The organism is Amycolatopsis sp. NPDC048633 (assembly GCF_040650695.1).
GTDB lineage: Bacteria > Actinomycetota > Actinomycetes > Mycobacteriales > Pseudonocardiaceae > Amycolatopsis.
Window position 1 is genome coordinate 1 of the sequence record NZ_JBEZHS010000065.1, and the last position, 22,702, is coordinate 22,702.

At 71.8% G+C, this 22,702-nt stretch carries 23 protein-coding genes; 5 read left to right on the forward strand and 18 right to left on the reverse strand.

What is annotated here, in order from left to right; translation table 11 throughout:
- Positions 1-214: 214 nt before the first annotated feature.
- Both tyrS and AB0C38_RS48225 read right to left on the reverse strand, forming a co-directional pair.
- Entirely contained in the window at positions 215-1,489 is a 1,275-nt protein-coding gene (gene tyrS, locus AB0C38_RS48220; RefSeq protein ID WP_360688024.1) for a tyrosine--tRNA ligase, read from the reverse strand.
- Between the two features lie 32 nt (positions 1,490-1,521).
- A complete protein-coding gene (locus AB0C38_RS48225) occupies positions 1,522-2,160 on the reverse strand; it encodes a DNA-3-methyladenine glycosylase (protein WP_360688027.1) in 639 nt (212 codons plus the stop codon).
- 137 nt (positions 2,161-2,297) lie between these two features.
- Here AB0C38_RS48225 and AB0C38_RS48230 point away from each other — a divergent pair, with 137 nt between their 5' ends.
- Genes AB0C38_RS48230 through AB0C38_RS48240 form a run of 3 tightly spaced genes read left to right on the forward strand, consistent with a single transcriptional unit; the run spans position 2,298 to position 4,173 of the window.
- On the forward strand, positions 2,298-2,846 hold the full coding sequence (locus tag AB0C38_RS48230; protein WP_360688030.1) for a hypothetical protein: 549 nt from the start codon (positions 2,298-2,300) through the stop codon (positions 2,844-2,846).
- Positions 2,843-3,511 (forward strand): DUF4166 domain-containing protein, encoded by a 669-nt coding sequence (locus AB0C38_RS48235; RefSeq protein ID WP_360688033.1) that lies wholly within the window; start codon positions 2,843-2,845, stop codon positions 3,509-3,511. Before AB0C38_RS48230 ends, AB0C38_RS48235 begins: the two co-directional genes overlap by 4 nt.
- Entirely contained in the window at positions 3,511-4,173 is a 663-nt protein-coding gene (locus tag AB0C38_RS48240; protein ID WP_360688036.1) for a TetR family transcriptional regulator, read from the forward strand. The genes AB0C38_RS48235 and AB0C38_RS48240 overlap by 1 nt, the downstream gene beginning before the upstream one ends.
- Positions 4,174-4,191: 18 nt before the next feature.
- Here the strand turns inward: AB0C38_RS48240 and argH are convergent, their stop codons facing one another.
- From argH to argC, 8 genes are read right to left on the reverse strand one after another with little or no spacing between them, the layout of a single operon-like run.
- Positions 4,192-5,607 (reverse strand): argininosuccinate lyase, encoded by a 1,416-nt coding sequence (gene argH / locus AB0C38_RS48245; RefSeq protein ID WP_360688039.1) that lies wholly within the window; start codon positions 5,605-5,607, stop codon positions 4,192-4,194.
- Entirely contained in the window at positions 5,604-5,930 is a 327-nt protein-coding gene (locus AB0C38_RS48250) for an argininosuccinate synthase (protein ID WP_360688042.1), read from the reverse strand. Before AB0C38_RS48250 ends, argH begins: the two co-directional genes overlap by 4 nt.
- The gene (locus AB0C38_RS48255) at positions 5,927-6,439 is read right to left on the reverse strand and encodes an arginine repressor (protein ID WP_360688045.1); all 513 of its coding nucleotides are present in this window, start codon (positions 6,437-6,439) and stop codon (positions 5,927-5,929) included. Before AB0C38_RS48255 ends, AB0C38_RS48250 begins: the two co-directional genes overlap by 4 nt.
- Complete coding sequence (argF, locus tag AB0C38_RS48260) at positions 6,436-7,362, reverse strand: ornithine carbamoyltransferase (RefSeq protein WP_360688049.1); 927 nt, start codon at positions 7,360-7,362, stop codon at positions 6,436-6,438. Before argF ends, AB0C38_RS48255 begins: the two co-directional genes overlap by 4 nt.
- Positions 7,362-8,564, reverse strand: a complete 1,203-nt coding sequence (locus tag AB0C38_RS48265; protein WP_360688051.1) for an acetylornithine transaminase — start codon at positions 8,562-8,564, stop codon at positions 7,362-7,364. Before AB0C38_RS48265 ends, argF begins: the two co-directional genes overlap by 1 nt.
- The gene (gene argB, locus AB0C38_RS48270; RefSeq protein ID WP_360688054.1) at positions 8,561-9,478 is read right to left on the reverse strand and encodes an acetylglutamate kinase; all 918 of its coding nucleotides are present in this window, start codon (positions 9,476-9,478) and stop codon (positions 8,561-8,563) included. The genes AB0C38_RS48265 and argB overlap by 4 nt, the downstream gene beginning before the upstream one ends.
- A complete protein-coding gene (gene argJ / locus AB0C38_RS48275; RefSeq protein ID WP_360688057.1) occupies positions 9,475-10,635 on the reverse strand; it encodes a bifunctional glutamate N-acetyltransferase/amino-acid acetyltransferase ArgJ in 1,161 nt (386 codons plus the stop codon). Before argJ ends, argB begins: the two co-directional genes overlap by 4 nt.
- Positions 10,632-11,660 carry an N-acetyl-gamma-glutamyl-phosphate reductase gene (argC, locus tag AB0C38_RS48280; protein WP_360688061.1) on the reverse strand — a complete coding sequence of 343 codons (1,029 nt, stop codon included), beginning with the start codon at positions 11,658-11,660 and terminating at the stop codon, positions 10,632-10,634. The genes argJ and argC overlap by 4 nt, the downstream gene beginning before the upstream one ends.
- Positions 11,661-11,743: 83 nt before the next feature.
- Here argC and AB0C38_RS48285 point away from each other — a divergent pair, with 83 nt between their 5' ends.
- Positions 11,744-12,706, forward strand: a complete 963-nt coding sequence (locus tag AB0C38_RS48285; protein ID WP_360688063.1) for a YafY family protein — start codon at positions 11,744-11,746, stop codon at positions 12,704-12,706.
- A 262-nt stretch (positions 12,707-12,968) separates the two neighbouring features.
- Here the strand turns inward: AB0C38_RS48285 and AB0C38_RS48290 are convergent, their stop codons facing one another.
- Positions 12,969-13,466: a helix-turn-helix domain containing protein gene (locus AB0C38_RS48290; protein ID WP_360688066.1), complete on the reverse strand. Its 498-nt coding sequence runs from the start codon at positions 13,464-13,466 to the stop codon at positions 12,969-12,971.
- 203 nt (positions 13,467-13,669) lie between these two features.
- Positions 13,670-15,253, reverse strand: a complete 1,584-nt coding sequence (locus AB0C38_RS48295) for an alpha/beta hydrolase (protein ID WP_360688069.1) — start codon at positions 15,251-15,253, stop codon at positions 13,670-13,672.
- A 193-nt stretch (positions 15,254-15,446) separates the two neighbouring features.
- On the opposite strand from AB0C38_RS48295, the gene AB0C38_RS48300 reads away from it, so the two are divergent.
- On the forward strand, positions 15,447-16,136 hold the full coding sequence (locus AB0C38_RS48300; RefSeq protein WP_360688071.1) for a DNA alkylation repair protein: 690 nt from the start codon (positions 15,447-15,449) through the stop codon (positions 16,134-16,136).
- Positions 16,137-16,498: 362 nt separating this feature from the next.
- Here the strand turns inward: AB0C38_RS48300 and pheT are convergent, their stop codons facing one another.
- From pheT to rpmI, 6 genes are all read right to left on the reverse strand, one after another.
- Positions 16,499-19,060 (reverse strand): phenylalanine--tRNA ligase subunit beta, encoded by a 2,562-nt coding sequence (gene pheT, locus AB0C38_RS48305; protein WP_360688074.1) that lies wholly within the window; start codon positions 19,058-19,060, stop codon positions 16,499-16,501.
- Positions 19,060-20,121, reverse strand: coding sequence for a phenylalanine--tRNA ligase subunit alpha (gene pheS / locus AB0C38_RS48310; RefSeq protein ID WP_360688077.1), 1,062 nt, complete (start codon positions 20,119-20,121; stop codon positions 19,060-19,062). Before pheS ends, pheT begins: the two co-directional genes overlap by 1 nt.
- 134 nt (positions 20,122-20,255) lie before the next feature.
- Entirely contained in the window at positions 20,256-21,086 is an 831-nt protein-coding gene (locus tag AB0C38_RS48315; RefSeq protein WP_360688080.1) for a DUF6159 family protein, read from the reverse strand.
- A 49-nt stretch (positions 21,087-21,135) separates the two neighbouring features.
- Positions 21,136-21,924 (reverse strand): RNA methyltransferase, encoded by a 789-nt coding sequence (locus tag AB0C38_RS48320; RefSeq protein ID WP_360688083.1) that lies wholly within the window; start codon positions 21,922-21,924, stop codon positions 21,136-21,138.
- Between the two features lie 23 nt (positions 21,925-21,947).
- Positions 21,948-22,322 carry a 50S ribosomal protein L20 gene (rplT, locus tag AB0C38_RS48325; protein WP_360688086.1) on the reverse strand — a complete coding sequence of 125 codons (375 nt, stop codon included), beginning with the start codon at positions 22,320-22,322 and terminating at the stop codon, positions 21,948-21,950.
- A 65-nt stretch (positions 22,323-22,387) separates the two neighbouring features.
- The gene (rpmI, locus tag AB0C38_RS48330) at positions 22,388-22,582 is read right to left on the reverse strand and encodes a 50S ribosomal protein L35 (RefSeq protein ID WP_360688089.1); all 195 of its coding nucleotides are present in this window, start codon (positions 22,580-22,582) and stop codon (positions 22,388-22,390) included.
- Positions 22,583-22,702: the final 120 nt, after the last annotated feature.

Sequence of the window (22,702 nt, forward strand, 5' to 3'; positions counted from 1 at the left end):
CCGCCGTCAAGCGGCCTTACCCGAAGCGAGTATTCCTAGCAGTTTTGGTGGGACACCCACTCAATCGCTTCGAGCGAGAGCTTGGTTCGTGTCCCGGCGGCCACCCGGTTTCCCTGGCGACTTGGAGAACTTTACACCCCGGAAAAGGGCCCGGAACAGGGGGGTACCTTAACCGCGTTCCCGCAGGTCAAGGCCCTGTTTCGGGCCCTCGGGCTCACCCGCCGAGCGCAACGCCGGCGATGCTCCGCTTGCCCTTGCGGACGACGAGCCACTTGCCGTGCAGGGCATCGGCCGCCGCCGGCTTCCACTCCTCGTCCGCGATCTTCAGGTTGTTGACGTACGCGCCGCCCTCCTTGACCGTGCGGCGGGCGGCGCCCTTGCTGTCCACCAGCCCCCCGGCGAGCAGCAGGTCGACGATCGTCGACTCGCCCGCCGGGTCGACCTTGCCGTTCGGCACCTCGGCCATCGCGGCGTCCAGGGTGCGCGCGTCCAGGTCGCCGAGCTCGCCACGGCCGAACAGGGCCTGGCTGGCGTTGATCACCTGCCGGGTCTGCTCCTCGCCGTGCACGAGGGTGGTGAACTCCTCCGCCAGCCGCTTCTGCGCGGCACGCAGGCCGGGGCGCTGCTCGGTGTCCGCCGCCAGCGCGGCGATCTCCTCCTGGCCGAGGAACGTGAACATCCGCAGGTAGCGGATGACGTCGGCGTCGCCCACGTTGACGAAGTACTGGTACCAGGCGTACGGCGAGGTCATCTCCGGGTCGAGCCAGAGGTTGCCGCCCCCGGTGGACTTGCCGAACTTGCGGCCCTCGGCGTCGGTCACCAGCGGCGCGGTCAGCGCGTGCGCGCCCGCCCCGTCGGTCCGGCGGATCAGGTCGACCCCGCCGACGAGGTTGCCCCACTGATCAGAGCCACCCACCTGCAGCTTGCAGCCGTACTTGCGGTGCAGCTGCAGGTAGTCCTGCGACTGCAGCAGCAGGTAGCTGAACTCGGTGTAGGACATGCCGTCGCCCTCGAGCCGGCGCTTGACCGTCTCCCGGTTGAGCATGACGTTGACCGAGAAGTGCTTCCCGACGTCGCGCAGGAACTCCAGGACGTTCTGCTCGCCGGTCCAGTTGAGGTTGTTCTCGACGACCGCCCCGGTCGCCGAGTCGTCGAAGTCGACGAACCGTTCGAGCTGGCCGCGGATGCGCCCGGCCCACTCGGCGACGACGTCGAGCGTGTTCAGCGTGCGCTCACCGGTGTCGCGCGGGTCGCCGATCATCCCGGTCGCGCCGCCGGCCAGCACGATCGGCCGGTGCCCGGCGCGCTGGAACCGCTTGAGCATGAGCAGCGGGACCAGGTTGCCGGCGTGCAGGCTGGGGGCGGTGGGGTCGAAGCCGCAATAGAGCGTCACGGGACCCTGGTCGAGCTCGCGCCGGAGGGCGTCGATGTCGGTGGACTGCGCGATGAGGCCGCGCCAGGACAGCTCGTCGAGGATGTGTTCGCTCACGCCTGTAGATCCTCCCGCACCAGGTCAACCGACTAACTGGCGGGTCGGACCCGGCGCTTCCCGCCGCGGCGGTAGGTGGAGACCGCCGGTGAGCCGCCGTCCCAGAACCGCCACGGCGTGTCGATCGCCGTCGCGACGCCGACGCGGGGCCCGACCCGGATCCGTTCGGCCGGCACGCGCTCGCCGACGTGCAGCCGGACCGGCGACGCCGGGTCGGTCAGGTCGACGCCGTTCTGCGCGCGGTCGATGCGCAGCGCCGACGTGAGGATGGCCGGGCCCTTGGCCAGTTCCCCGGTCCCCCGTCCGTTCGGGCGCCGCCGGCGGACGACGTCGAGGCCGGTGACGACCTCGCCCGCGCGCAGCAGCACCGCGCCGGGCAGGTCTTCGTGGGTGCCGACGACGTTCGCGCAGAAGTGCATCCCGTAGACGAAGTACACGTACAGGTGGCCCGCGGGCCCCCACATGACGGCGTTGCGCGGGGTACGTCCGCGGTAGCAGTGCGACGCCGGATCGTCTTCGCCGCGGTAGGCCTCGACTTCCACCAGGCGGACGCCGACCGTGCCGTCGGGACCGGTGGCCTCCAGGACCGAGCCGAGCAGCAGCTGGGCGAGGTCGACCGGGTCCAGCGCCAGCTCGTCGCGGGTGAACAGCCGGCCTGCGTCGGCGCTCAAGCGGGTTCCTCCCTCGGACGGTCCCGGCCAGCCTAACGACCGGTCGGATCGCCGATCGCCGCCACCCCTTGAGCGATCGCTCAAACTTCTCTACAGTCGATTTGAGCAGTCGCTCAAACTCTGAGGGGAGCCGTGAGATGCGACCGAAGGCGCTCTACGTCGAAACCGTGATCCGCACGGACCTGGACACGCTGTGGCGGCACACGCAGGACCCGGACCTGCACCGTCGCTGGGACCTCCGCTTCGCCGACATCAGCCCGCTCGCCGGGCGCGACGGCCACTTCCGCTACGCCTCGCGGTTCCTCCGGGTCACGGTCACCGGCGTCGGGGTGAGCGCGGCGTCGCGCGCCTGGCCGGACGGTTCGCGCACGTCGGTGCTGCGGTTCGCCTCCGCCGACCCGCTGTCGCTGATCAGCACGGGCGCCGGGTACTGGCGCTACACGCCGGTCGGCGACGGCGTCCGCTTCGTGACCGGGTTCGACTACGGCACCCGCTGGGGGCGCTTCGGACGGTTGGCGGACCAGGTCTTCCGGCCGGCTTTCGGGTGGATGACGGCCTGGTCGTTCGACCGGCTCCGGCTCTGGCTGGAGACCGGGACCCCGCCGGAAGACCAACCCCTGACCGCACCCTCGGCGGCCCGCTGCGTGCGGACACCGCCGCGTGACCGGATCGGGGTGCCCGCGTGAGCGGCGTCTTCGAGCGCGCGCTCGGCGCGGACTTCGCGGTCCTGCACCCGCGGATGCGGGAGCGGCTCGCCCTTTCGGCCGGGCGCGGCATGATCGGCCACGGCGTGATGGACCGGATCTGGCGCGGCCCGGGGTTCACCCGGCCGTTCCTGTGGCTCGGGTCGACCCGGCACATCCTGTTCCCCGACCGCGGCCGGAACGTGCCGTTCACCATCGAGAACTACCCGTACGTGGACAGCCACGGCCGCGAAACCGTGTCCTTCGTCCGCACCTTCGAGTTCCCGAGACGGCGAAGGCGCTTCGACGCGCAGATGGTCTACAGCGCCGGACGCGGGCTCGTCGACTACCTGGGGACGCACCAGCACCTGGCGGTGGACCTCGCCGTGTCGGCGCGGCCGGACGGCGGCTTCCGGATCCGCTCCGGCGAGTTCCGGGTCCACGAAGGGCCGGTCCGGGCGCGCCTGCCGACGGCCCTCACCGGCACCGCGCAGGTCGACGAGTGGTTCGACGCGGCGAGCGGGCTGTTCCGGATCGAGGTCGCGGTGGCCCACCCGCATTTCGGGCCGGTGTTCGGCTACGAGGGCAGCTTCGCCGCCCGGTTCGTCGACGTCGGCGGCGGGGTCAGCGGCGCGGTCAAGCCGTTGCGTGAGAAGGTCATGGACTGATGAGCAGAAGCCGGAACTCCAGTTCACAGGACACGAAGCAGCGGCTCGTGGACGGCGTGCTGGAGGTCATCCGGCACCAGGGCATCACCGCCGTCTCCGCGCGGTCGGTCGCCACCGCCGCAGGGGCCAACCAGGCGCTGGTCTTCTACCACTTCGGCAGCGTCGAGGAGCTCGTCGCGCAGGCCTGCGTCACCACGACCGAAGCTCGGGTCGCGCAGTATCGCGACCGCTTCACCGAAGTGACGACCGTCGGCGAGCTGCTGGCACTGGGTCGCGAGATCCACGCCGGTGAACGCGCCGAAGGGAACATGGCGTTGCTGGCGCAGACGCTGGCCGGGGCGCAGGGCGGCGGCCGCCTCGCGGAAGCGACCCGCGAGGCCCTCGGCAAGTGGATCTCCGAGGTCCGGACGACACTGGAGCGCGTGCTCGCCGGCTCACCGCTGGTCGAGTTCGCCGATCCCGACGGGCTGGCCCGCGCCGTGTCGGCGGGCTTCCTCGGGCTGACGTTGTTCGAGGCGGTCGACCCCGACGGCGCCGAGCAGGCCCTGACCGCGCTCGACCAGCTCGCCGCGCTCGTCGACGTCGTCGAGAGCCTCGGCCCGGTCGCCACCCGGGCGTTCCGCGCGAAGCTGCGGAAGACCGGCCGGGCGCGCGACGCCTGACCGGTCCGCCGGCTCAGCTCAGTTCAGCCACTGCCGGGCCGCGGTGACCCGCTCTTCGAGCCGCGCACGCTGTTCGGCGACGCGAACGGGTGCCGTGCCGCCCCGGGCGTCACGGGAGTTCACCGAGCCTTCGACGGTCAGGACCGCACGCACCGCGGGTGTCAGGGCCGGGTTGATCTTCTCGAACTCCTCGTCGGTGAGCTCGTCCAGACCGACGCCGCGGGACTCGGCGACGCGGACGCTTTCGCCCGCGGCCTCGTGCGCGACGCGGAACGGGACGCCCTGGCGCACCAGCCATTCCGCGATGTCGGTGGCCAGCGTGAAGCCGGCCGGGGCCAGCTCCGCGAGCCGGTCGGTGTGGAAGGTCAGCGTGGCGAGCATGCCCGCGATCGCCGGGAACAGGAGCTCGAGCTGCTCGACCGAGTCGAACACCGGCTCCTTGTCCTCCTGCAGGTCGCGGTTGTACGCCAGCGGCTGCGCCTTGAGCGTGGCGAGCAGGCCGGTGAGGTTGCCGATCAGCCGGCCGGCCTTGCCACGGGTCAGCTCGGCGACGTCCGGGTTCTTCTTCTGCGGCATGATCGAGCTGCCGGTGGCCCAGGCGTCGTCCAGCGTCACGTAACCGAACTCGGCGGTGTTCCAGATGATCACCTCTTCGGCGATCCGGGACAGGTTCACCGAGAGCATCGCGACGGCGAAGGCGAACTCGGCGACGAAGTCGCGCGAAGCGGTGCCGTCGATGGAGTTCTCGACGCTCGTCGCGAAGCCCAGCTCCTCGGCGACGGCCTCGGGGTCGAGGCCCAGCGAAGAGCCGGCGAGCGCGCCCGAACCGTACGGCGACTCGGCTGTGCGCGCGTCCCAGTCCTGCAGCCGCGAGACGTCGCGCAGCAGCGCCTGGCCGTGGGCCATCAGGTGGTGCGCGAGCAGCACCGGCTGGGCGTGCTGCAGGTGCGTGCGGCCGGGCAGGATCGCGTCCGGGTGCCGCTTCGCCTGTGACACCAGGGCATCGATGACGTCGAGCGTGCCGGCGACGACCCGGCGGGACGCGTCCCGCAGCCACATCCGGAACAGCGTGGCCACCTGGTCGTTGCGCGAACGGCCGGCGCGCAGCTTGCCGCCGAGCTCGGTGCCTGCCCGCTCGAGCAGGCCGCGTTCCAGGGCCGTGTGCACGTCCTCGTCGGCGATCGTCGGGGTGAACTCCCCCGACGCGACGTCCTGGGCGAGCGTGTCCAGCGCGGCCAGCATGCCGGCCAGCTCGGCGCCGGTGAGCAGGCCCGCCTTGCTCAGCACGCGGGCGTGCGCACGGGACCCGGCGATGTCGTAGGGCGCCAGGCGCCAGTCGAAGTGCGTCGACGCGCTCAGCGCGGCCATGGCCTCCGCCGGACCGCTGGCGAACCGGCCGCCCCACAGCTGCACCGGCTGCTCGTTCCCGCTCACTGTTCTCGCTTCTCCTCGGTGTTCATCGGATTCAAGTCTTCGGCCGTCACCCGGCCGTCATGGAGGACCAGGCGGACTTCGCCCGACACGGCGTCGGTCAGCCTGGCGCATCCGCGGCCGCCCCGCCGTTCGAGCGCGGCGCACGCTTCACCGCGGCCGATTCTCTGCGCCTCGCCGCGCGCGCTCAGCATCCGGCGCGCTTCCGCGACGGAAACGGTCTCGCCGTCGATCGCCACCGGGACCCCGCGGTCGAAGGTGATCACGACCTCGTCCGGCGCGAGGAACTCGCCCTCGGCCGGGAAGAAGTCCGCGAGCACGGTCATGGTGGGCCTTCGTCTCCGGCTTCGTGCGCCGAACGGTGCGCGAGGGCGGCGAAACGCTCCGCCAGCTCCTTGCCCGACAACGGTTCCCGGGCGATCACGGCGACGGTGTCGTCGCCCGCGATCGAGCCGACGACCTCTTCGAGTGCCGCGCGGTCGATGGCGCTGGCCAGGAACTGCGCGGCGCCGGGTGGGGTCCGCAGCACCATGAGGTTGCCGGACGAGTCGGCCGAAACCATCAGCTCCGCGAGCAGCCGGGAGAGCCGCGACGTGCCGCCCTGCACCCCGCGGACGGGGCTGCCGTCCTCGGGGATGACGTAGACCGGCGCGCCCGAGTCGGGTCCGCGCAGCTTGACCGCGCCCAGCTCGTCGAGGTCGCGCGAGAGCGTCGCCTGGGTGACGTCGATGCCCTCGGCGGCCAGCAGCTTGGCCAGCTCGGTCTGGCTGCGGATGGTCATGGTGGACACCAGCTCGGTGATCCGCGCCTGCCGCCCCACCCGGCTGCTGGTCATCGCCGGCTCTCTTCGAAGAGCCAGACCAGCAAGGCCTTCTGCGCGTGGAGCCGGTTCTCCGCCTCGTCCCACACCGCGCTGGCCGGGCCGTCGAGCACCTCGTCGGTGATCTCCCAGCCGCGGTGCGCGGGCAGGCAGTGCAGGACGATCGCGTCGTCCGCGGCCTTCTTCAGCAGCTCGGTGTTGACCTGCAGGGCGCGGAACGGGCCCACCCGGTCGAGCCCGTCGTTCTCCTGCCCCATCGACGTCCACGTGTCGGTGACGAGCACGTCCGCGCCGGCCGCCGCCGCGTACGGGTCGGTGAACACCGTGGCGGTGCCGCCGGTCTCCTCGGCGCGCTTCTTGGCGTCGAGCATGATCTGCTGGTCAGGCTGGAAGCCGACCGGCGAGACGACCCGGACGTGCATCCCGGCGGTGACCCCGCCGAGCAGCAGCGAGTGCGCCATGTTGTTGGCGCCGTCGCCGAGGTAGACGAGGGTGAGGCCCTCGAGCTTCCCCTTGCGCTCGCGGATCGTCATCAGGTCGGTGAGCACCTGGCACGGGTGGAACTCGTCGGTGAGCGCGTTGACCACCGGGATCGACGCGGCCGAGGCCATCGCTTCGATGCGCTTCTGCGCGAAGGTGCGCCACACGACCCCGTCGACGTACCGCGACAGCACCCGCGAAGTGTCCTCGATCGTCTCTTCGCGGCCGAGCTGCATCGAACGGCCGTCGACGATCACCGGGTGCCCGCCGAGCTGGCTGATGCCCACCTCGAACGAGAACCGGGTGCGGGTCGAGTTCTTCTCGAAGATCGCCGTGATGGACTTGCCGGCCAGTGCCTTGTTGCCCAGCGGGTCGGCCTTCAGCGCGTCGGCGAGGTCGAGGATGGCCTTCTGCTCGGCGGGATCGACGTCGTCGTCGCGGAGGAAGTGGCGGAGCATCAGTCGGCGTCCTTCGTGGTGGAGTCGAGCGCGTTCGGGAGGGCGGCGAGGAAGCCCTCGGCCTGGGCGGCGTCGAGCACGAGCGGCGGCGCGAGCCGGATGGTGTCGGGCGCGACCGGGTTGACGAGGTAGCCGGCGTCCTGGACGGCCTTGGCCACCGCGGCCGAGACGGGCTCGCGCAGGGCGATGCCGAGCAGCAGGCCGGCGCCGCGCACCCCGGCGACGAGCGGGTGGCCGAGCGCCTCGACGCCCGCCGCGATGTCCTTGCCCAGTGTCGAGACGTGGTCGAGGAGGCCGTCCGCCGCGATGGTCTTCAGCACGGCCAAGCCGGCCGCGCAGCACACCGGGTTGCCGCCGAAGGTGGTGCCGTGCTGGCCGGGCTTGAGCAGGTCGCCCGCCGCGCCGACGCCGATCACCGCGCCCAGCGGCAGCCCGCCGCCGAGGCCCTTGGCCAGGGTGATCACGTCCGGCACGATGCCGGCCTGCTGGTAGCCGAACCAGGTGCCGAGGCGGCCGAGCCCGGTCTGCACCTCGTCGAGCACCAGCAGCGTGCCGGTGGCCTTGGTGATCTCGCGGGCCGCCTGCAGATAGCCGTCCGGCGCCGGGATGACGCCGGCCTCGCCGAGCACCGGCTCCAGGAAGACTGCGGCGGTCTCGGTGTCGACGGCCGCCTTCAGCGCCGCGACGTCCCCGAACGGCACGTGCTCGACGCCCGGGACCAGCGGCTTGAAGGGGTCGCGCTTGCCGGGCTGGCCGGTCAGCGTCAGCGAACCCATGGTCCGGCCGTGGAAGGCGCCCTCGGCCGCGATCACCTTGGTGCGCCCGGTCAGCCGGCTGATCTTCAGCGCGGCTTCGTTGGCCTCGGCACCGGAGTTGACGAACAGCACCTTGCCGTTGCCGGTGAGACCGGCGACGTCGAGCAGTGCCTCGGCGAGCTCGACGGTCACCGGGTTGACGTACAGGTTTGAGGTGTGGCCGAGCTGCTTGATCTGCTCGGTGACGGCTTCGACGATCGCCGGGTGCGCGTGGCCGAGCGCGTTGACGGCGATGCCGCCGACCAGGTCGACGTACTCCTTGCCGTCGGCGTCCCACACCTTCGCGCCTTCGCCGCGGACGAGCGTCAGGCTGGGCGTGCCGTAGTTGTCCATGAGGGCGGACTGCCAGTGCTGCTGGCCGTCCACATTGGACTTGAGGTCGGTCACGGGAGCTCCGTTTCGGGGAAGACCATGGTGCCGATCCCGCGGGAGGTGAAGACCTCCAGCAGCACCGAGTGGGCGAGGCGGCCGTCGATCACGTGCGCCCGGCGCACGCCGCCGCGGATGGCGCGCACGCACGCCTCCATCTTCGGGATCATGCCGCTGGCCAGGGACGGCAGCATCGGCTCGAGGTGGTCGACGCGGATGCGGTCGATCAGCGACGACCGGTCGGGCCAGTTCGCGTACAGGCCTTCGACGTCGGTGAGCACGACGAGCTTTTCGGCGCCCAGCGCGGCCGCCAGCGCGCCCGCGGCGGTGTCGGCGTTGACGTTGTGCACCACGCCCTCGACGTCCGGGGCGACCGTGGACACCACCGGGATGCGCCCGGCGTTGACGATGTCGAGCACCGCGTCCGGGTTGACCTCGGCGACCTCACCGACGAGCCCGATGTCGACCTGCTCACCGTCCACAGTGGCCTGTTTGCGTTCGGCGGTGAACAGCCGGGCGTCCTCGCCGGAGATGCCGACCGCGTACGGCCCGTGGGCGTTGATCAGCCCGACCAGCTCGCGGCTGACCTGCCCGGTGAGCACCATCCGGACGATGTCCATCGTCTCCGGGGTGGTGACGCGCAGGCCGCCCTTGAACTCGCCTTCGACGCCGAGGCGCTTGAGCATCGCGGTGATCTGCGGGCCGCCGCCGTGCACGACCACCGGGCGCAGGCCGGCCAGCCGGAGGAACACCATGTCCTCGGCGAAGGCCGCCTTCAGGCCTTCGTCGATCATCGCGTTGCCGCCGTACTTGATCACCACGGTCGCGCCGTGGAACCGCTGCAGCCAGGGCAGCGCTTCGATGAGGACGCCGGCCTTTTCGGCCGCCGTCGCCAGCCGCTCGTCCGCGGAGATCAGTGCGTCCTGGTTCATGAGGAGTACGCGCTGTTCTCTTCGACGTAACCGTGCGAAAGGTCCGTGGTGTAGATGGTGGCCGCCTCGCCGCCGACCCCGAGGTCGACGACGATTTCGATGTCCCGCGCGGTGAGGTCCGCCTCGGTCCGGTCGGCGGCGGGCATCCCCTGGGCGAACAGGGTGACGCCGTTGATCGTGATCGACACGGTTTCCGGGTCGATGCGGGCCGGCACCCGGCCCAGCGCCATCGCGATCCGGCCCCAGTTCGGGTCGGAGCCGAACAGCGCCGTCTTGACCAGGTTGTCCTCGGCGATCGTGCGGGCGACCGCGATCGCGTCGGCCTCGGACTCCGAGCCCTGGACGGTGATGTTGACGTCCTTCGTCGCGCCTTCGGAGTCCGCGCGCAGCTGGAGGACGAGGTCGAGGCTGACCTTGGTGAGCAGCTCGGCGAGCTCGGCCTCGCCCGGCTCGACACCGCTCGCGCCGGAGGCCAGGACCAGGACGGTGTCGTTCGTGGACGTGCCGCCGTCGACGTCGAGCCGGTCGAAGGTCACGTGGGTCGCGGCGCGCAGGGCCCGGTCGAGGGTTTCCTTGTCCACCACGGCGTCGGTGGTCAGCACCGAAAGCATGGTGGCGAGGTTCGGCGCGAGCATGCCCGCGCCCTTCGCGAACCCGCCGACGCTCCAGCCGCTGTCGTGCTTCGCGAAGGCCTGCTTCGGCTTCGTGTCGGTGGTCATCACGCCCTGGGCGGCGTTCAGGCCCGCTTCGGCGCTCGCGTCGAGGGCCTTGAAAGCGGTGTCCACCCCGGACAGGACCGCGTCCATCGGCAGCCGCTCGCCGATCAGGCCGGTAGAGCAGACGGCGACCTCGATCGCGCCCGCCTGCAGCACTTCGGCCACCTTTTCGGCGGTCGCGTGGGTGTCCTGGAAGCCGCCGGGGCCGGTGGCCGCGTTGGCGCCGCCCGAGTTGAGGACGACCGCCTTGAGCCGCTGCTGCTTGAGCACCTCCTGCGACCACAGGACCGGCGCGGCCTTGATGACGTTGCGCGTGAAGACGCCGGCCGCGACGTCGAGGGGGCCGTCGTTGACGACCAGCGTGAAGTCGAGCGCGCCGGAGGCCTTGATCCCGGCGGCGACGCCGGCGGCGCGGAAGCCCTGCGGGCCGGTGACGGTCACGGTGCCACTCCTACGGTGGAAAGGCCGGTGGTCTCGGGGAGACCGAGGGCCAGGTTCATCGACTGGACGGCGCCGCCGGCGGTGCCCTTGGTGAGGTTGTCGATCGCGGCGACGACCACCAGGCGGCGTGCGTCGGTGTCGACCGTGACCTGCAGCTGGACGTTGTTCGAGCCGAGCGTCGCCGAGGTGGTCGGCCAGGCGCCCGCGGGCAGCAGCTGGACGAACGGCTCGGCGTCGTAGGCCTTCTCGTACGCGGCGCGGGCGGCGGCCTCGTCGACGTCGTCCTTCAGCGGGGCGCTCGCCGTGGTGAGGATGCCGCGCGGCATCGGCGCGAGCACCGGGGTGAAGGACACGGTGACCTTCTCCCCCGCGACGGCCGAGAGGTTCTGCGCGAACTCGGGGGTGTGGCGGTGGGCGCCGCCGACGCCGTACGCGCTCGCCGAACCCATCACCTCGGAGCCGAGCAGGTTCGGTTTGAGGCTCTTGCCGGCGCCCGAGGTGCCGGTGACCGCGACGACCGTGACGTCCGGCTCGATCAGTCCCGCGGCGAACGCGGGCGCGAGGGCCAGCGAACCGCCGGTCGGGAAGCAGCCGGGCACGGCGACGCGCTTGGTGCCGACGAGCTTCTCGCGGGCGCCGGGGAGTTCGGGCAGGCCGTACGGCCATTGGCCGGCGTGGTCGCCGCCGTACCAGCGCCGCCAGTCGGCCGGGTCGGCCAGGCGGTGGTCGGCGCCGAGGTCGACCACCAGGACGTCCGGCCCGAGCTGCGCCGCGATCTCCGCCGAGTGCCCGTGCGGCAGCGCGAGGAACACGACGTCGTGGCCGGCGAGGGTTTCCGGCGTCGTCTCGGCGAGGACGCGGTCGGCGAGCGGCACGAGGTGGGGCTGGTGGACGCCCAGCTTGGTGCCCGCGCTGCTGGCGGCCGTGAGCGTGCCGATCTCGACGTCGGGATGAGCCAGGAGCAGGCGCAGCAGCTCGCCGCCCGCGTACCCGCTGGCTCCGGCCACCGCGATGTTCACCGTCATACGCATGATTATGCACACCCTTGCAAGGCTAAACAAACAGGTTTACCGGGAAGTGGTGCCCGCCACCTTGGGATGCTGGGCGGATGACGGACACCCCGGCGCGGCTGCTCGGCCTGCTCTCGCTGCTCCAGACGCCCCGGGAGTGGCCGGGAAGCGAGCTGGCCGACCGGCTCGGCGTCAGCCCGCGCACGATCCGCCGTGACGTCGACCGGCTGCGCGAGCTCGGCTACCCGGTGGAGGCCAGCCGCGGCGTCGCGGGTGGCTACCGGCTGGTGGCCGGCACCGCGATGCCGCCGCTCGTGCTCGAGGACGACGAAGCCGTCGCGATCGCGGTGGGGCTGCGGACCGCCGCGGGGCAGACCGTCGCCGGGATCGAGGAGGCGTCCGTGCGGGCGCTGGCCAAGCTGGAGCAGGTCCTGCCGGCGCGGCTGCGCCGCCGGGTGGGCACGATCGGCACGGCGACGGTCGCCGTGCCGGCCGTGGGACCGGCCGTCGACCCGGCCCAGCTGACGACGTTCGCCGGCGCGATCACCAACCACGAGACGGTCCGCTTCCGCTACCGCGCGAACGACGGCACCGAGACGCGGCGCCGGGCCGAGCCCCTCCGGCTGGTCGCCGCCGGCCGCCGCTGGTACCTGGTGGCGTACGACCTCGACCGCGCGGACTGGCGCATCTTCCGCGCCGACCGGGTCCGCGACGCCCAGGCGACCGGCGGCCGCGCCACCCCGCGCAAGCCCCCGGCGACGGACCTGGCGGCCTACGTCGTCGAACGGCTCTACGACCTCGTGCCGACCTACCGCGCGGTGGCGGTCCTGACGGAACCGGCGTCGCAGGTGGCACCCCGCCTCGGCGCGGCGCCCGGCGAACTGACCGACCTCGGCGACGGCCGTTGCCGGTGGCGCAGCCACGGGGTCACGGTGGACTGGCTCGCGTTCCGGTTGCTGGGGCTCGGGTGCGCGTTCACCGTCGAGGAGCCACCGGAACTGGTGGCACACCTGAGGGTGCTCGCCGACCGTGCGACCGCCGCGGCGGGTCCGCGGGCTTGAGCTGGTGTCGCGACACCGCGGCAGGTAACGGGTTCCGCTCTCACCTCCGGGAAAGCATCCGCCGAGCCGAACCGAGCAAGCGACTGAGCCGTTTTCTCCCGCACGACCGGAAACCCGTTCGCCGAGCCGGACGGCGGCAGGCGGCCGGACGACGTCGACCTGGTGCCTGCGCAATCGAAACCCTCCCCTGGTCGGTCGCCGATGATCACCTGACGGCAGCCGCGGTGGGCCGGCCCGCTTCAGGCCGGCCCACCGCCACTGCTCAGGTCGGCTCGCCTCCGTCCAGGTCCGTGCGCCTGCTCGGCGGCACGGGGAGGTAGCAACCCGGGTTCTCCGGGTCGCAGCCCACGCGGGGCAGCCGGGCGCGGATGCCGCCGGGGGTGCGCTCGAAGTACGTCGCGATCTGCGCGACGCTCTCGCCCGCGGTCCACCGGTTCTCCAGCTCCGCGTCCATCTCCTCGTTCCACGGGCGGCCCTGCTGGGCAGGACGGCCCGCGGATCTTCGCCGCGGCCCCCGGCCTGCGCCGCTCGCCGACAGCAGTCCGTCCGTGACGAGGTCGGCGACCGTGGCCGCCACCGCCATGTCCAGGTCGAGGCTGCCCTCGGCGACCGGTTCGCCGCCGGGACCGCCGGCTTCCAGGGTGATCATCACCCGGGGAGTCGGTTCGGGGCGGTCGTCGTCCGTCCTGGTGGCGACCACGATCTGGTAGGTGATTTCCTGTGCCCGGACCTCGGTCCGGCGCTCTTCGATGATCGACATGCCACGAAGCTAGCGCGCACCCCCGACAATTTTCGGCCACGCGCTGCTCACGGCCGACTTCACTCCGAAACTGTCGGACCCCTCGCCTAACGTCCCCATCGACCACACCACGTGACGGGGAGGCGACGATGAGACACCGGCGGACAAGACGCTGCCCCGGTCCGGGCGAACCGGACCGGGGCAGCGGGCTGTGCCGTTTTCGCTCAGAAGTGCAGCAGCTGGGCCAGCGTGCTCTGCTTCTCCTGGGCGGCCTTCGCGGAGTTGTCCGACTTCTGCGCCGCGGCGCCATCGGGCACCGGCGCCGGCACCGGGTCGCACTGGACGTCCGAGTGGTTGCCGGGCTGGCGCTTGGGCAGCTTGCCGGTGGCCAGGTAGTCGGCGATCTTGTCGTCCACACAGGACACCCCGGACAGCGAACCGGCGTGCGTCGTGCCGCCCGGCGCGCTGATCAGGCTCGAGTTCGGGAACCGCTTCCGGACCTCGAGGCTGCCGGCGTACGGCGTCGCGGCGTCGAGCTCTTCACTGATGAGCAGGGCACCGGCGACCTTGCTGCCGTTGATGTCGACGGGCTTGCCCGCCTTCGCCGGCCAGAACACGCAGGGCGCGTTGAACCAGGCGTTGCCCCAGGTCTCGAACGGGGCCTTGAAGTGGGTGATCCAGTTGTCGGCGCGCCACTTGTTCCAGTTCGTCGGCCACTGGACATCGGTGCACTGCACGCCCGCGTACACGGCGAACCCGTTGTCGTCGCCGGGCGGGTTCGAGTCGTCGTAGAGCGCCTTCAGCGTCTGCCAGTCACCCTGGTGGACGTAGCCGTCGAAGGCCTTGGCCATGTCGACCCAGCCGAAGACGTAGTAGCCGGCCTGGAGGAAGACGTCGGTCCACTCGTCGCCGCCGATGACGCCGCCCGCCGGGTTCTTGGCGAGCTTGCGCTGCGTGTCGTACCAGAGCTTCTCGACGGCGGAGCCGGTCTTGCCGAGGTGGTAGACGCTGTCGTAGGACGCCAGCCAGTCGAAGTAGATCTTGATGTTCTTGTCGAACGCGACGTCCTGGTCGAGGTTGGCCTGGTACCAGACCTTCCGCGGGTCGACGTTGCCGTCCAGCACCATCCGGCGGACGTTCTTCGGGTACATCGTGCTGTACACCTGGCCGAGGTAGGTGCCGTAGGAGAAGCCGTAGTAGTTGATCTGCTTCTCGCCCAGCGCCTTGCGCAGGCTGTCCATGTCCTGCGCGACGTCGGTCGTCTTGAGGTGGTCGAGGATCGCGCCGTTCTTCTTGCACGCGTCGGCGTAGCCCTTCGAACGGGCGAGCCAGGTCTTCTCGAGCGCCGGCGTGGTCGGCACGTAGGCCGGCCGGTTGTAGCTGAAGTAGTTCCCGTCGCAGCTCACCGACGGCTTGCTGGACCCGACGCCGCGCGGGTCGAAGCCGATCCAGTCGTAGTTGTCCCCCGCGTGGTTCGGCACGTACTTGCCGAGCACCGAGAGCCCGAGGCCGGACCCGCCGGGGCCGCCCGGGTTCACCAGCATGATCCCCTGCGACTGCGGGGTCTTGTGCTTGATCCGCGACACCGCGACGGAGACCTTCGCCCCGCCCGGCTTCGCGTAGTCCATCGGCACCTCGAGGAAACCGCACTCGGCGCCCGCGGCCTTCAGGCTCGCCGACGCGCAGGGCCCCCAGGCGATCGGCGCGGGGCTGAACTGCACCGCGGGGTCCGCCGAAGCGGCGGGCGCGGCGGCCATCAGCCCGGCCGCGAGCCCAGCCGCGGCGACGGCGGCAACGATTCTCTTCACAGTCGTCCTTTTCATCCGCATTGGACAGAGTTCGCCGGATTCCGGCGAAACTACCGGCAACCTTCGCCAATCTCGTCGACCGGCGCGACTTCCGCCATCCGCCTTTCGTCGGTACCTGCGCCCGCGGCCGAGGGCCGGAACTGTCGGTGCCCGGCAGTACGCTCCGGACCGCCGGAGCACGACGGGAGAGCGCATGAACGTGGACGAACAGCTGGTCAAGGCGATCCGCACCGGGTTGGCGGGGCTCGCCGACCCGGTCAAGGCGCCCGCGATGCAGGCGTACATGAAGTCGGCCATGCCGTTCCGCGGGGTGGCCTCACCCGAGCGGAACGTGCTTCTCAAGCAGGTACTGGCCGACCACATACTGCCCGATCGGGTGACATATACGGCGACCGTGCTGGAGTTGTGGCGGACAGCCGAATTCCGCGAAGAGCGCTACGCGGCCATCGCGCTTTCCGGGCACCGGGCGTACCAGCGGTGGCAGGACCCGGAGCTGGTGCCGATGTACGAGGAGATGATCGTCAGCGGGGCGTGGTGGGACCACGTGGACGAGCTGGCGATCCGCAGGGTCGGGCCGATCCTGCGCGCCGACCGCGGCCGGGTCACCCCGATCATGCTGAGCTGGTCGGCCGACCGCGACCTCTGGCGCCGCCGCACGGCGATCATCTGCCAGATCGGCGCCAAGGAGGACACCGACACCGACTTGCTCACCCGCGCGATCGAACCGGCGATCCCCGAGCCGGAGTTCTTCCTGCGCAAGGGAATCGGCTGGGCCCTGCGCGACTACGCGAAGACGGCACCGGACTGGGTCCGGTCCTTCGTGGACGATCACCCTGGGCTATCGGGGCTGTCCCGCCGGGAGGCGCTCAAGCACATCGGCTGAGCTCCGGCCGCGAATGGACGCATCCAGCCGGACGACTCGCGTACCTGGAGGGGCGACTCGCGTACCTGTCGGGTCGGCTCGCGTACCGGAACGGTCGACTCGCGTACCTGGGGAGTCGGCTCGTATGCCGGGCGTTGGCCCGGCTGACGAGATTCGGGATTGCGGGCGGCTCGGCTCGATGTGAGCGTGCGCGCGGCCGCCGGGGCAGGTCGCCGGGGCGGTGAGTGGGCGAAGGGGCCGCTGTGCCGACCTCGGGCAGCGGGAACTCGGTTGGGCCGGAGCGCAGCGTGTGGCCGATTTGTGTGGAAACGCCGAGAGGGGCCGGTTTCCCGGCCCCTCTCGGAATACCTCGTGCGAGCCGGTCAGGCGCGCAGGGTCGCGTCGAAGCGCTCGCCCGCCGCCGCCACTGCCGCGTCGCGTGCCTTCGTGGCCTCGTCGACCGTCAGGGTCCGGTCCGCCGCGCGGAAGCGCAGCTTATACGCCAGCGAGCGCTTGCCTTCGCCGACCTGCTCGCCTGCGTACACGTCGAACAGCGTGATGTTCTCGAGCAGTTCGCCCGCGCCGTCGCGCAGGACCGCCGCCAGGTCCGCCGTCGGTACGTCCGCCGCCGCGACCAGGGCCACGTCCAGCAGGACCGGCGGATACCCCGACACGCTCGGCGCCGGGCGCGACTCCGGGAGCGGGATCGCGTCGAGGTCCAGCTCCATCGCGACCGTCCGCGGCGGCAGGCCGAGCGCCTCGACCACCTTGGGGTGCAGCTCGCCGGCGTGGCCGACCGGCCAGTCGCCGACCCGCAGCTGGGCGCAGCGGCCCGGGTGCCACGGCGGCAGGTCCGCGGCCTGCACCGTCAGCTCGATCCCGGCGGCCTCGGCGACCGTCCGGGCGGCCTGCACCGCGTCGGCCCAGTTCGCCGGCTCGCCGGCGCCCCACCAGCCGGCGCGGTGGCGCTGGCCGGCGAGCACCACGGCGACGTGCAGCGGCTGCTGCGGCACCGAGGCCTCCAGCAGGGCCAGCTCCTCGTCCGAAGGCCGCCGGTCGACGCCGAGGTCCGGCACCTTCAGCGGGTTCGGCGCGGGCAGCACCACCTGGCCGATGTGGTAGAGCGAGACGTCCTTCATCCCGCGGGACACGTTGCGCTGCAGCGTGTCCAGCAGGCCCGGCAGCAGCGTGGTGGCCAGCCGGTTGCGGTCGGCCTCCAGCGGGTTGCGGACCTTGACCGTGTTGCGGCGGACGTCGTCCTCCGGCAGGCCGAAGGCGTCCCACACCGCGTCGCCGATGAACGGGAACGGCCGCACCTCGACGTACCCGGCCTCGGCCAGGGCCCGCGCGACGTTGCGGCTGCGCCGCTGGATGTCGGTCAGGCCGCGGCCGGCCGGGGCGGCGGGCAGCGTCGACGGGATGCTGTCGTAGCCCTCCAGCCGCAGCACCTCTTCGACGAGGTCGGCGGGCTGGCGCAGGTCGCCGCGCCAGCTCGGCGGGATCGCCGTGACCTGGCCGGTGCCGTCGTCCCCCGTGCTGACCGTGACCTTGCAGCCGATCTGGGACAGGCGCCGGACGGTCACGCCGCGCTGGTAGTTCACGCCCGCGACCTTGTCGGGCAGGTTGATCGGCATCACGACGGGCGGGTTCGGCTCGACCGCGCCCTCGTCGGTGCGGCCGGGCCGGATGCCGGCGTCGCCGTACTGGCGCAGCAGACGCGCGGCCAGCTCGACGGCGGCCGGGCACAGCTGCGGGTCGGTGAACCGCTCGAACCGCTTCGCGGCCTCGGAGAACAGCTTGTGCCGGCGCGCGGTCCGGCTGATCGCGGCCGGGTTCCAGTGCGCCGCCTCGAGCAGCACGTCGGTGCTCTCCGGCGTGATCTCGGTGCTCGCGCCGCCCATCGTGCCGGCCAGCGAGATGACGCCGCTGTCGTCGGCGATGATCACGTCGTCCGGGTCGAGCGTGCGCTCGACGTCGTCCAGCGTGGTCAGCTTCTCGCCCGCCTTCGCCCGGCGCACCACCAGGTCGCCCTGGACGGCCTTGGTGGCGAACGCATGCAGCGGGTGCCCGAGCTCGAGCATCACGTAGTTGGTGACGTCGACGGCCAGGGAGATGGAGCGGATACCGGCCAGCATCAGCCGACGGCGCATCCACCACGGCGTCGGCGCGGTCGCGTCCAGCCCGGTGACACGGCGCAGCACGAACCGCGGGCAGCCCTCCGGGTCCTCGACGCGGACCGGCCAGGCATCGCCCTCGGCCGCCGGAACCTCCAGCAGGGCTGGGTCGCCGAAGGGGATGTCCAGCGCGTTCGACAGCTCGCGCGCGAGGCCGCGGATCGACAGCGCGTAGCCGCGGTCCGGGGTCGGCGCCAGCTCGATCACGGTGTCGCCGAGGCCGAGCAACTCCGCCGCGTCGTCACCCGGGCTCGCGGTGCCCGAGGGCAGCACGAGGATGCCGGTGTGGTCGTCGCCCATGCCGAGCTCGCGGGCCGAGCAGATCATGCCGTCGCTGACCCGGCCGTAGGTCTTGCGGGACGCGATGGTGAAGTCGCCGGGCAGGACCGCGCCGGGCAGCGCGATGACGACCAGGTCGCCCTCGGTGAAGTTGCGGGCGCCGCAGACGATGCCGCGGGTCCGGATGCCGTGCGGGCCCTCGTCGAACTCGCCGACCTCGTCGTCGTCCTCGTCTTCGTCGTCATCGGCTTCCGCCGGCTCTTCGGCCTCTTCGCCGACGTCGACGCGGCAGAACCGGATCGGCTTCTTGAAGTCGGTGAGCTCCTCGATCTCGGCCACCCGGCCGACGACGAGCGGGCCGGTCACCGGCCCGAGCTGCTTCAGGTCGTCGACCTCGATGCCGATCCGGACGAACGCGTCGGCCAGGTCCTGCGGCGTGACCTCCTCGCCGATGTCGAGGTGCTCGGTCAGCCAGCTGACGGGGACTCGCACTACGCCTCCGTTCCGAAGGGAAGGGTGAAGCGGACGTCGCCCTCCACCATGTCGCGCATGTCCGGGATCCCGTTGCGGAACTGCAGGGTGCGCTCGATGCCCATGCCGAAGGCGAAGCCCGAGTACACCTCGGGGTCGACGCCGCAGGCGCGCAGCACGTTCGGGTTGACCATGCCGCAGCCGCCCCACTCGACCCAGCCGGGGCCGCCCTTCTTCTCCTCGAACCAGACGTCCACCTCGGCGGACGGCTCGGTGAACGGGAAGAAGTGCGGGCGCAGGCGGGTCTTGGAGCTCTCGCCGAACATCGCGCGGGCGAAGGCGTCGAGCGTGCCCTTGAGGTGCGCCATGGTGATGCCCTTGTCCACCGCGAGGCCTTCGACCTGCGTGAACACCGGGGTGTGCGTCGAGTCGAGCTCGTCGGTGCGGTACGTCCGGCCGGGGCACACGACGTACACCGGCAGGTCGCGGTGCAGCAGGGTGCGGGCCTGCACCGGCGAGGTGTGCGTGCGCAGCACCAGGCCGGAGTCCTCCTCGCCGACGTAGAACGTGTCCTGCAGCTGGCGGGCGGGGTGGTCCTTGCCGAAGTTCAGCGCGTCGAAGTTGAACCACTCGGCTTCGAGCTCCGGGCCTTCGGCGACCTCGTAGCCCATCGCTACGAAGGCGTCGGCGACGCGCTCGGAGATGGTGCTGATCGGGTGCCGGGCACCGCGCGGGACGCGGTCCCACGGCAGGGTGACGTCGACGGCCTCCTCGCGCAGCACGCGCTCGTCGCGCTCCACCTGGAGCTCGGCACGGCGGGTGTCGAAGGCCGACTGGACGGCCTGGCGGGCCTCGTTGACGCGCTTGCCCGCCTCGGCCTTCTCCTGCTTGGGCAGGGCGCCGATCTCGCGGCGGGCCAGCAGCAGCGGCGCGTGGTCGCCGAGATGAGCCGGCTTGACCTCGGCCAGCGCTTCGAGCCCGGTCGCGGCGGCGAACGCGGCTTCGGCGGCCTTGACCGCTTCCTGCAGCGTCTCGGGGGCCAGCACCGCGCCCTGGGCTTCCTTCTCCTTGGCTCCGGACATAACTCCTCGGCGTCCGCTGGGACTGGTCGTACGCGCGCCGCCGGACACGCGGCGCACGAGAGGTCAAAGGCGAGAAAAGTCTATGGGATCGGGTCCGCGCGCCCCCGGTCGCCCCGGGCCGCGCGGACGCACGCTCAGCGCGCGCGGAAAGCGACGGCGAAGTCGACCGACGCGAACTCGCCGGGAACCGTGCCGTCGGCGGCGTAGCGGTACAGCGCCGTCTGGTAGATCCCCGACAGCGTCGTGGTGAAGACCGCGACGAGCACCGACCAGACGATCGCCAGGCCCAGGCAGACGAACAGGGTCGCGGTCCCGCCGAGCAGGAAGCCGGCGAGCAGCAGCACGGCGTAGCCGGCCAGGCTGAGGAGGAAGCCGATCAGGCCGATCCCGGCGCCGCCGGCGACGTTCTCGCCCCACGTCCGGCGGAACAGCTCCACCGAACGCCGGACGCCGGCCTTCACCCCGGTGCCTTCCAGCATGACTACAGGCAGCACCAGGAACGTCGTGAGCCGCCAGGCCAGGCCGACCAGGCCGCTGACGATGCTCCCGAGGAAGCCGAGCCGCTCCTCGATCGTGCGGAGCACCAGGCTGACCGTCGCGGAGATGCCGGCCCAGCCGAGCAGCGCCGGCCAGCGGTTCGCGGCCGCGGCCAGGCCGGCGCCGACCGCCGGGGAGCCGCCGCGCAGCGCGACGTCGGCCTGGGAGATCAGGCCCGCGTTGAAGAAGATCGTGACGAACGCCGAGACGAGGTAGAAGGCCGCGAGCAGCACCCACGAGCCGGCGGTGAGCCTGCCGTGGTCGCTGATCTCGACGTGCGACAGGAAGAACGCCGGGGTCAGGAACGCCCCGGCGACGAACAGCCCGGCGACGCCGGCCAGCACCGTGAACCAGGCCAAGCCCTTGTGGGCGCGCAGCACCCGGAGCGAAGCGACGAACAACGCGTACGAACGGGCGAGCCTGCCCATGATTTCCCCCCGGCGACCACAGTGGATACCGAGGCAGCCTAGCGGCTGGTCAGCGCCGGGCTGCCATCGCGCTCGTGTACACGCAGACAGCCGCCGCGGTGGCCAGGTTGAGGCTTTCGGCCTTGCCGTACAGCGGGATCCGGACGGCGAGGTCGGTGCGGTCGAGGACGTCGGCGGGCAGGCCGTGGGCCTCGTTGCCGAAGACCCAGGCCGTCGGCTCGGTGAGATCCACCCGATCGAGTTCGGCGTCGGCGTAGCCGTGCGCGGCCAACGTGCGCAGGCCGGCCGCCGAGCAGGCCGCCAGCGCGGCCGGGACGTCACGGACGCGTGCGATCGGCAGGTGGAACAGGCTGCCGGCGGCCGCACGGACGCACTTGCCGTTGTGCGGGTCGACGGTGTCGCCCGCCAGGACCACGGCGTCGGCGCCGGCCGCGTCGGCGACGCGGATCACCGTGCCCGCGTTGCCGGGGTCGGCGACGTCCACCAGCACCACGACGAGCCGGGCGCCCGGTGTCACGGCCTCTTCGAGGGGACGGTCGAGCAACGCGCAGACGGCCACGATGCCCTGGGGCGTCACGGTTTCCGACAGTCCGTCGGCGGCGCGGTCGGTGATCGGCGAGACCGCGACGCCGGCCGCGCGGGCCGCGTCCACCAGGTCCGCGTGCTGCGCCGCCGCGCGCTCGGTGACGAACAGCTCGGACACCGAGCCGCCGGCCAGCGCGGCCTCGACGGCGTTGGCGCCTTCGGCCAGGAAACGGCCGGTCTTGTCGCGTTCCGCGCGCCGCGTGAGCTTGCGCGCAGCAACGACCCGGGGGGTCCGTTCGGTGAACGGATCCACCCCGGGCCGGGGAAAGCTGCCGGTCAGGCCGACTTCGCTTCGGTGTTCACGTTGGCCTTGGCGAGCTCGGCCAGCGCGGTGAAGGCGACGGCGTCGTTGACGGCGAGGTCCGCGAGGATCTTGCGGTCGACCTCGACACCCGCGGCCTTGATGCCCTGGATGAACCGGTTATAGGTCACGCCGTTCGCACGGGCGGCCGCGTTGATGCGGGTGACCCACAGGCGACGGAAGTCACCCTTGCGGGCACGACGGTCCCGGTAGGCGTAGTTGAGCGAGTGAAGCGTCTGCTCCTTGGCCTTGCGGTACAGCCGCGAACGCTGGCCGCGGTAGCCGCTGGCCAGTTCGAGAGTTGCGCGACGCTTCTTCTGGGCGTTGACCGCCCGCTTGACGCGTGCCACGGGTCCATCCTGTCGATCTCAGGGGGCGAAGGGGACCGCCCCGGGTGGTTAAAGCAAGTTTTGGGTCAGAGGCCCAGCAGGCGCTTGACGCGACCGGTGTCGGGCTTGGCGACCTCGGTGGTGCCCTCGAGCCGGCGCGTGAGGCGGTTGGACTTCTTCTCCATCAGGTGCCGGCGGCCGGCCTTCTGACGGCGCAGCTTGCCCGTGCCCGTGACGCGGACGCGCTTGGACGTCCCGCTGTGGGTCTTCATCTTCGGCATTTCAGTCCTCTTTCGTGCGGCGGCTCCTCGTCGGTCGGCGGGTTCGTGCTGGCCAGCCAGCCGCACCTGCTCGACACGATGGTCCACGCGATCGTGTCCACGCTGCCCGGCGCGCTCGGC

Excerpts from the sequence above, each read along its gene's own strand:
- AB0C38_RS48230 (WP_360688030.1), top strand. The coding sequence starts at position 2,298 with ATGCGACCGAAGGCGCTCTACGTCGAAACCGTGATCCGCACGGACCTG.
- AB0C38_RS48240 (WP_360688036.1), top strand. The coding sequence starts at position 3,511 with ATGAGCAGAAGCCGGAACTCCAGTTCACAGGACACGAAGCAGCGGCTC.
- AB0C38_RS48250 (WP_360688042.1), bottom strand. The coding sequence starts at position 5,930 with ATGACCGTGCTCGCGGACTTCTTCCCGGCCGAGGGCGAGTTCCTCGCG.
- AB0C38_RS48255 (WP_360688045.1), bottom strand. The coding sequence starts at position 6,439 with ATGACCAGCAGCCGGGTGGGGCGGCAGGCGCGGATCACCGAGCTGGTG.
- argF (WP_360688049.1), bottom strand. The coding sequence starts at position 7,362 with ATGCTCCGCCACTTCCTCCGCGACGACGACGTCGATCCCGCCGAGCAG.
- argB (WP_360688054.1), bottom strand. The coding sequence starts at position 9,478 with ATGAACCAGGACGCACTGATCTCCGCGGACGAGCGGCTGGCGACGGCG.
- argC (WP_360688061.1), bottom strand. The coding sequence starts at position 11,660 with ATGACGGTGAACATCGCGGTGGCCGGAGCCAGCGGGTACGCGGGCGGC.
- AB0C38_RS48285 (WP_360688063.1), top strand. The coding sequence starts at position 11,744 with ATGACGGACACCCCGGCGCGGCTGCTCGGCCTGCTCTCGCTGCTCCAG.
- AB0C38_RS48290 (WP_360688066.1), bottom strand. The coding sequence starts at position 13,466 with ATGTCGATCATCGAAGAGCGCCGGACCGAGGTCCGGGCACAGGAAATC.
- AB0C38_RS48300 (WP_360688071.1), top strand. The coding sequence starts at position 15,447 with ATGAACGTGGACGAACAGCTGGTCAAGGCGATCCGCACCGGGTTGGCG.
- pheS (WP_360688077.1), bottom strand. The coding sequence starts at position 20,121 with ATGTCCGGAGCCAAGGAGAAGGAAGCCCAGGGCGCGGTGCTGGCCCCC.
- AB0C38_RS48315 (WP_360688080.1), bottom strand. The coding sequence starts at position 21,086 with ATGGGCAGGCTCGCCCGTTCGTACGCGTTGTTCGTCGCTTCGCTCCGG.
- rpmI (WP_360688089.1), bottom strand. The coding sequence starts at position 22,582 with ATGCCGAAGATGAAGACCCACAGCGGGACGTCCAAGCGCGTCCGCGTC.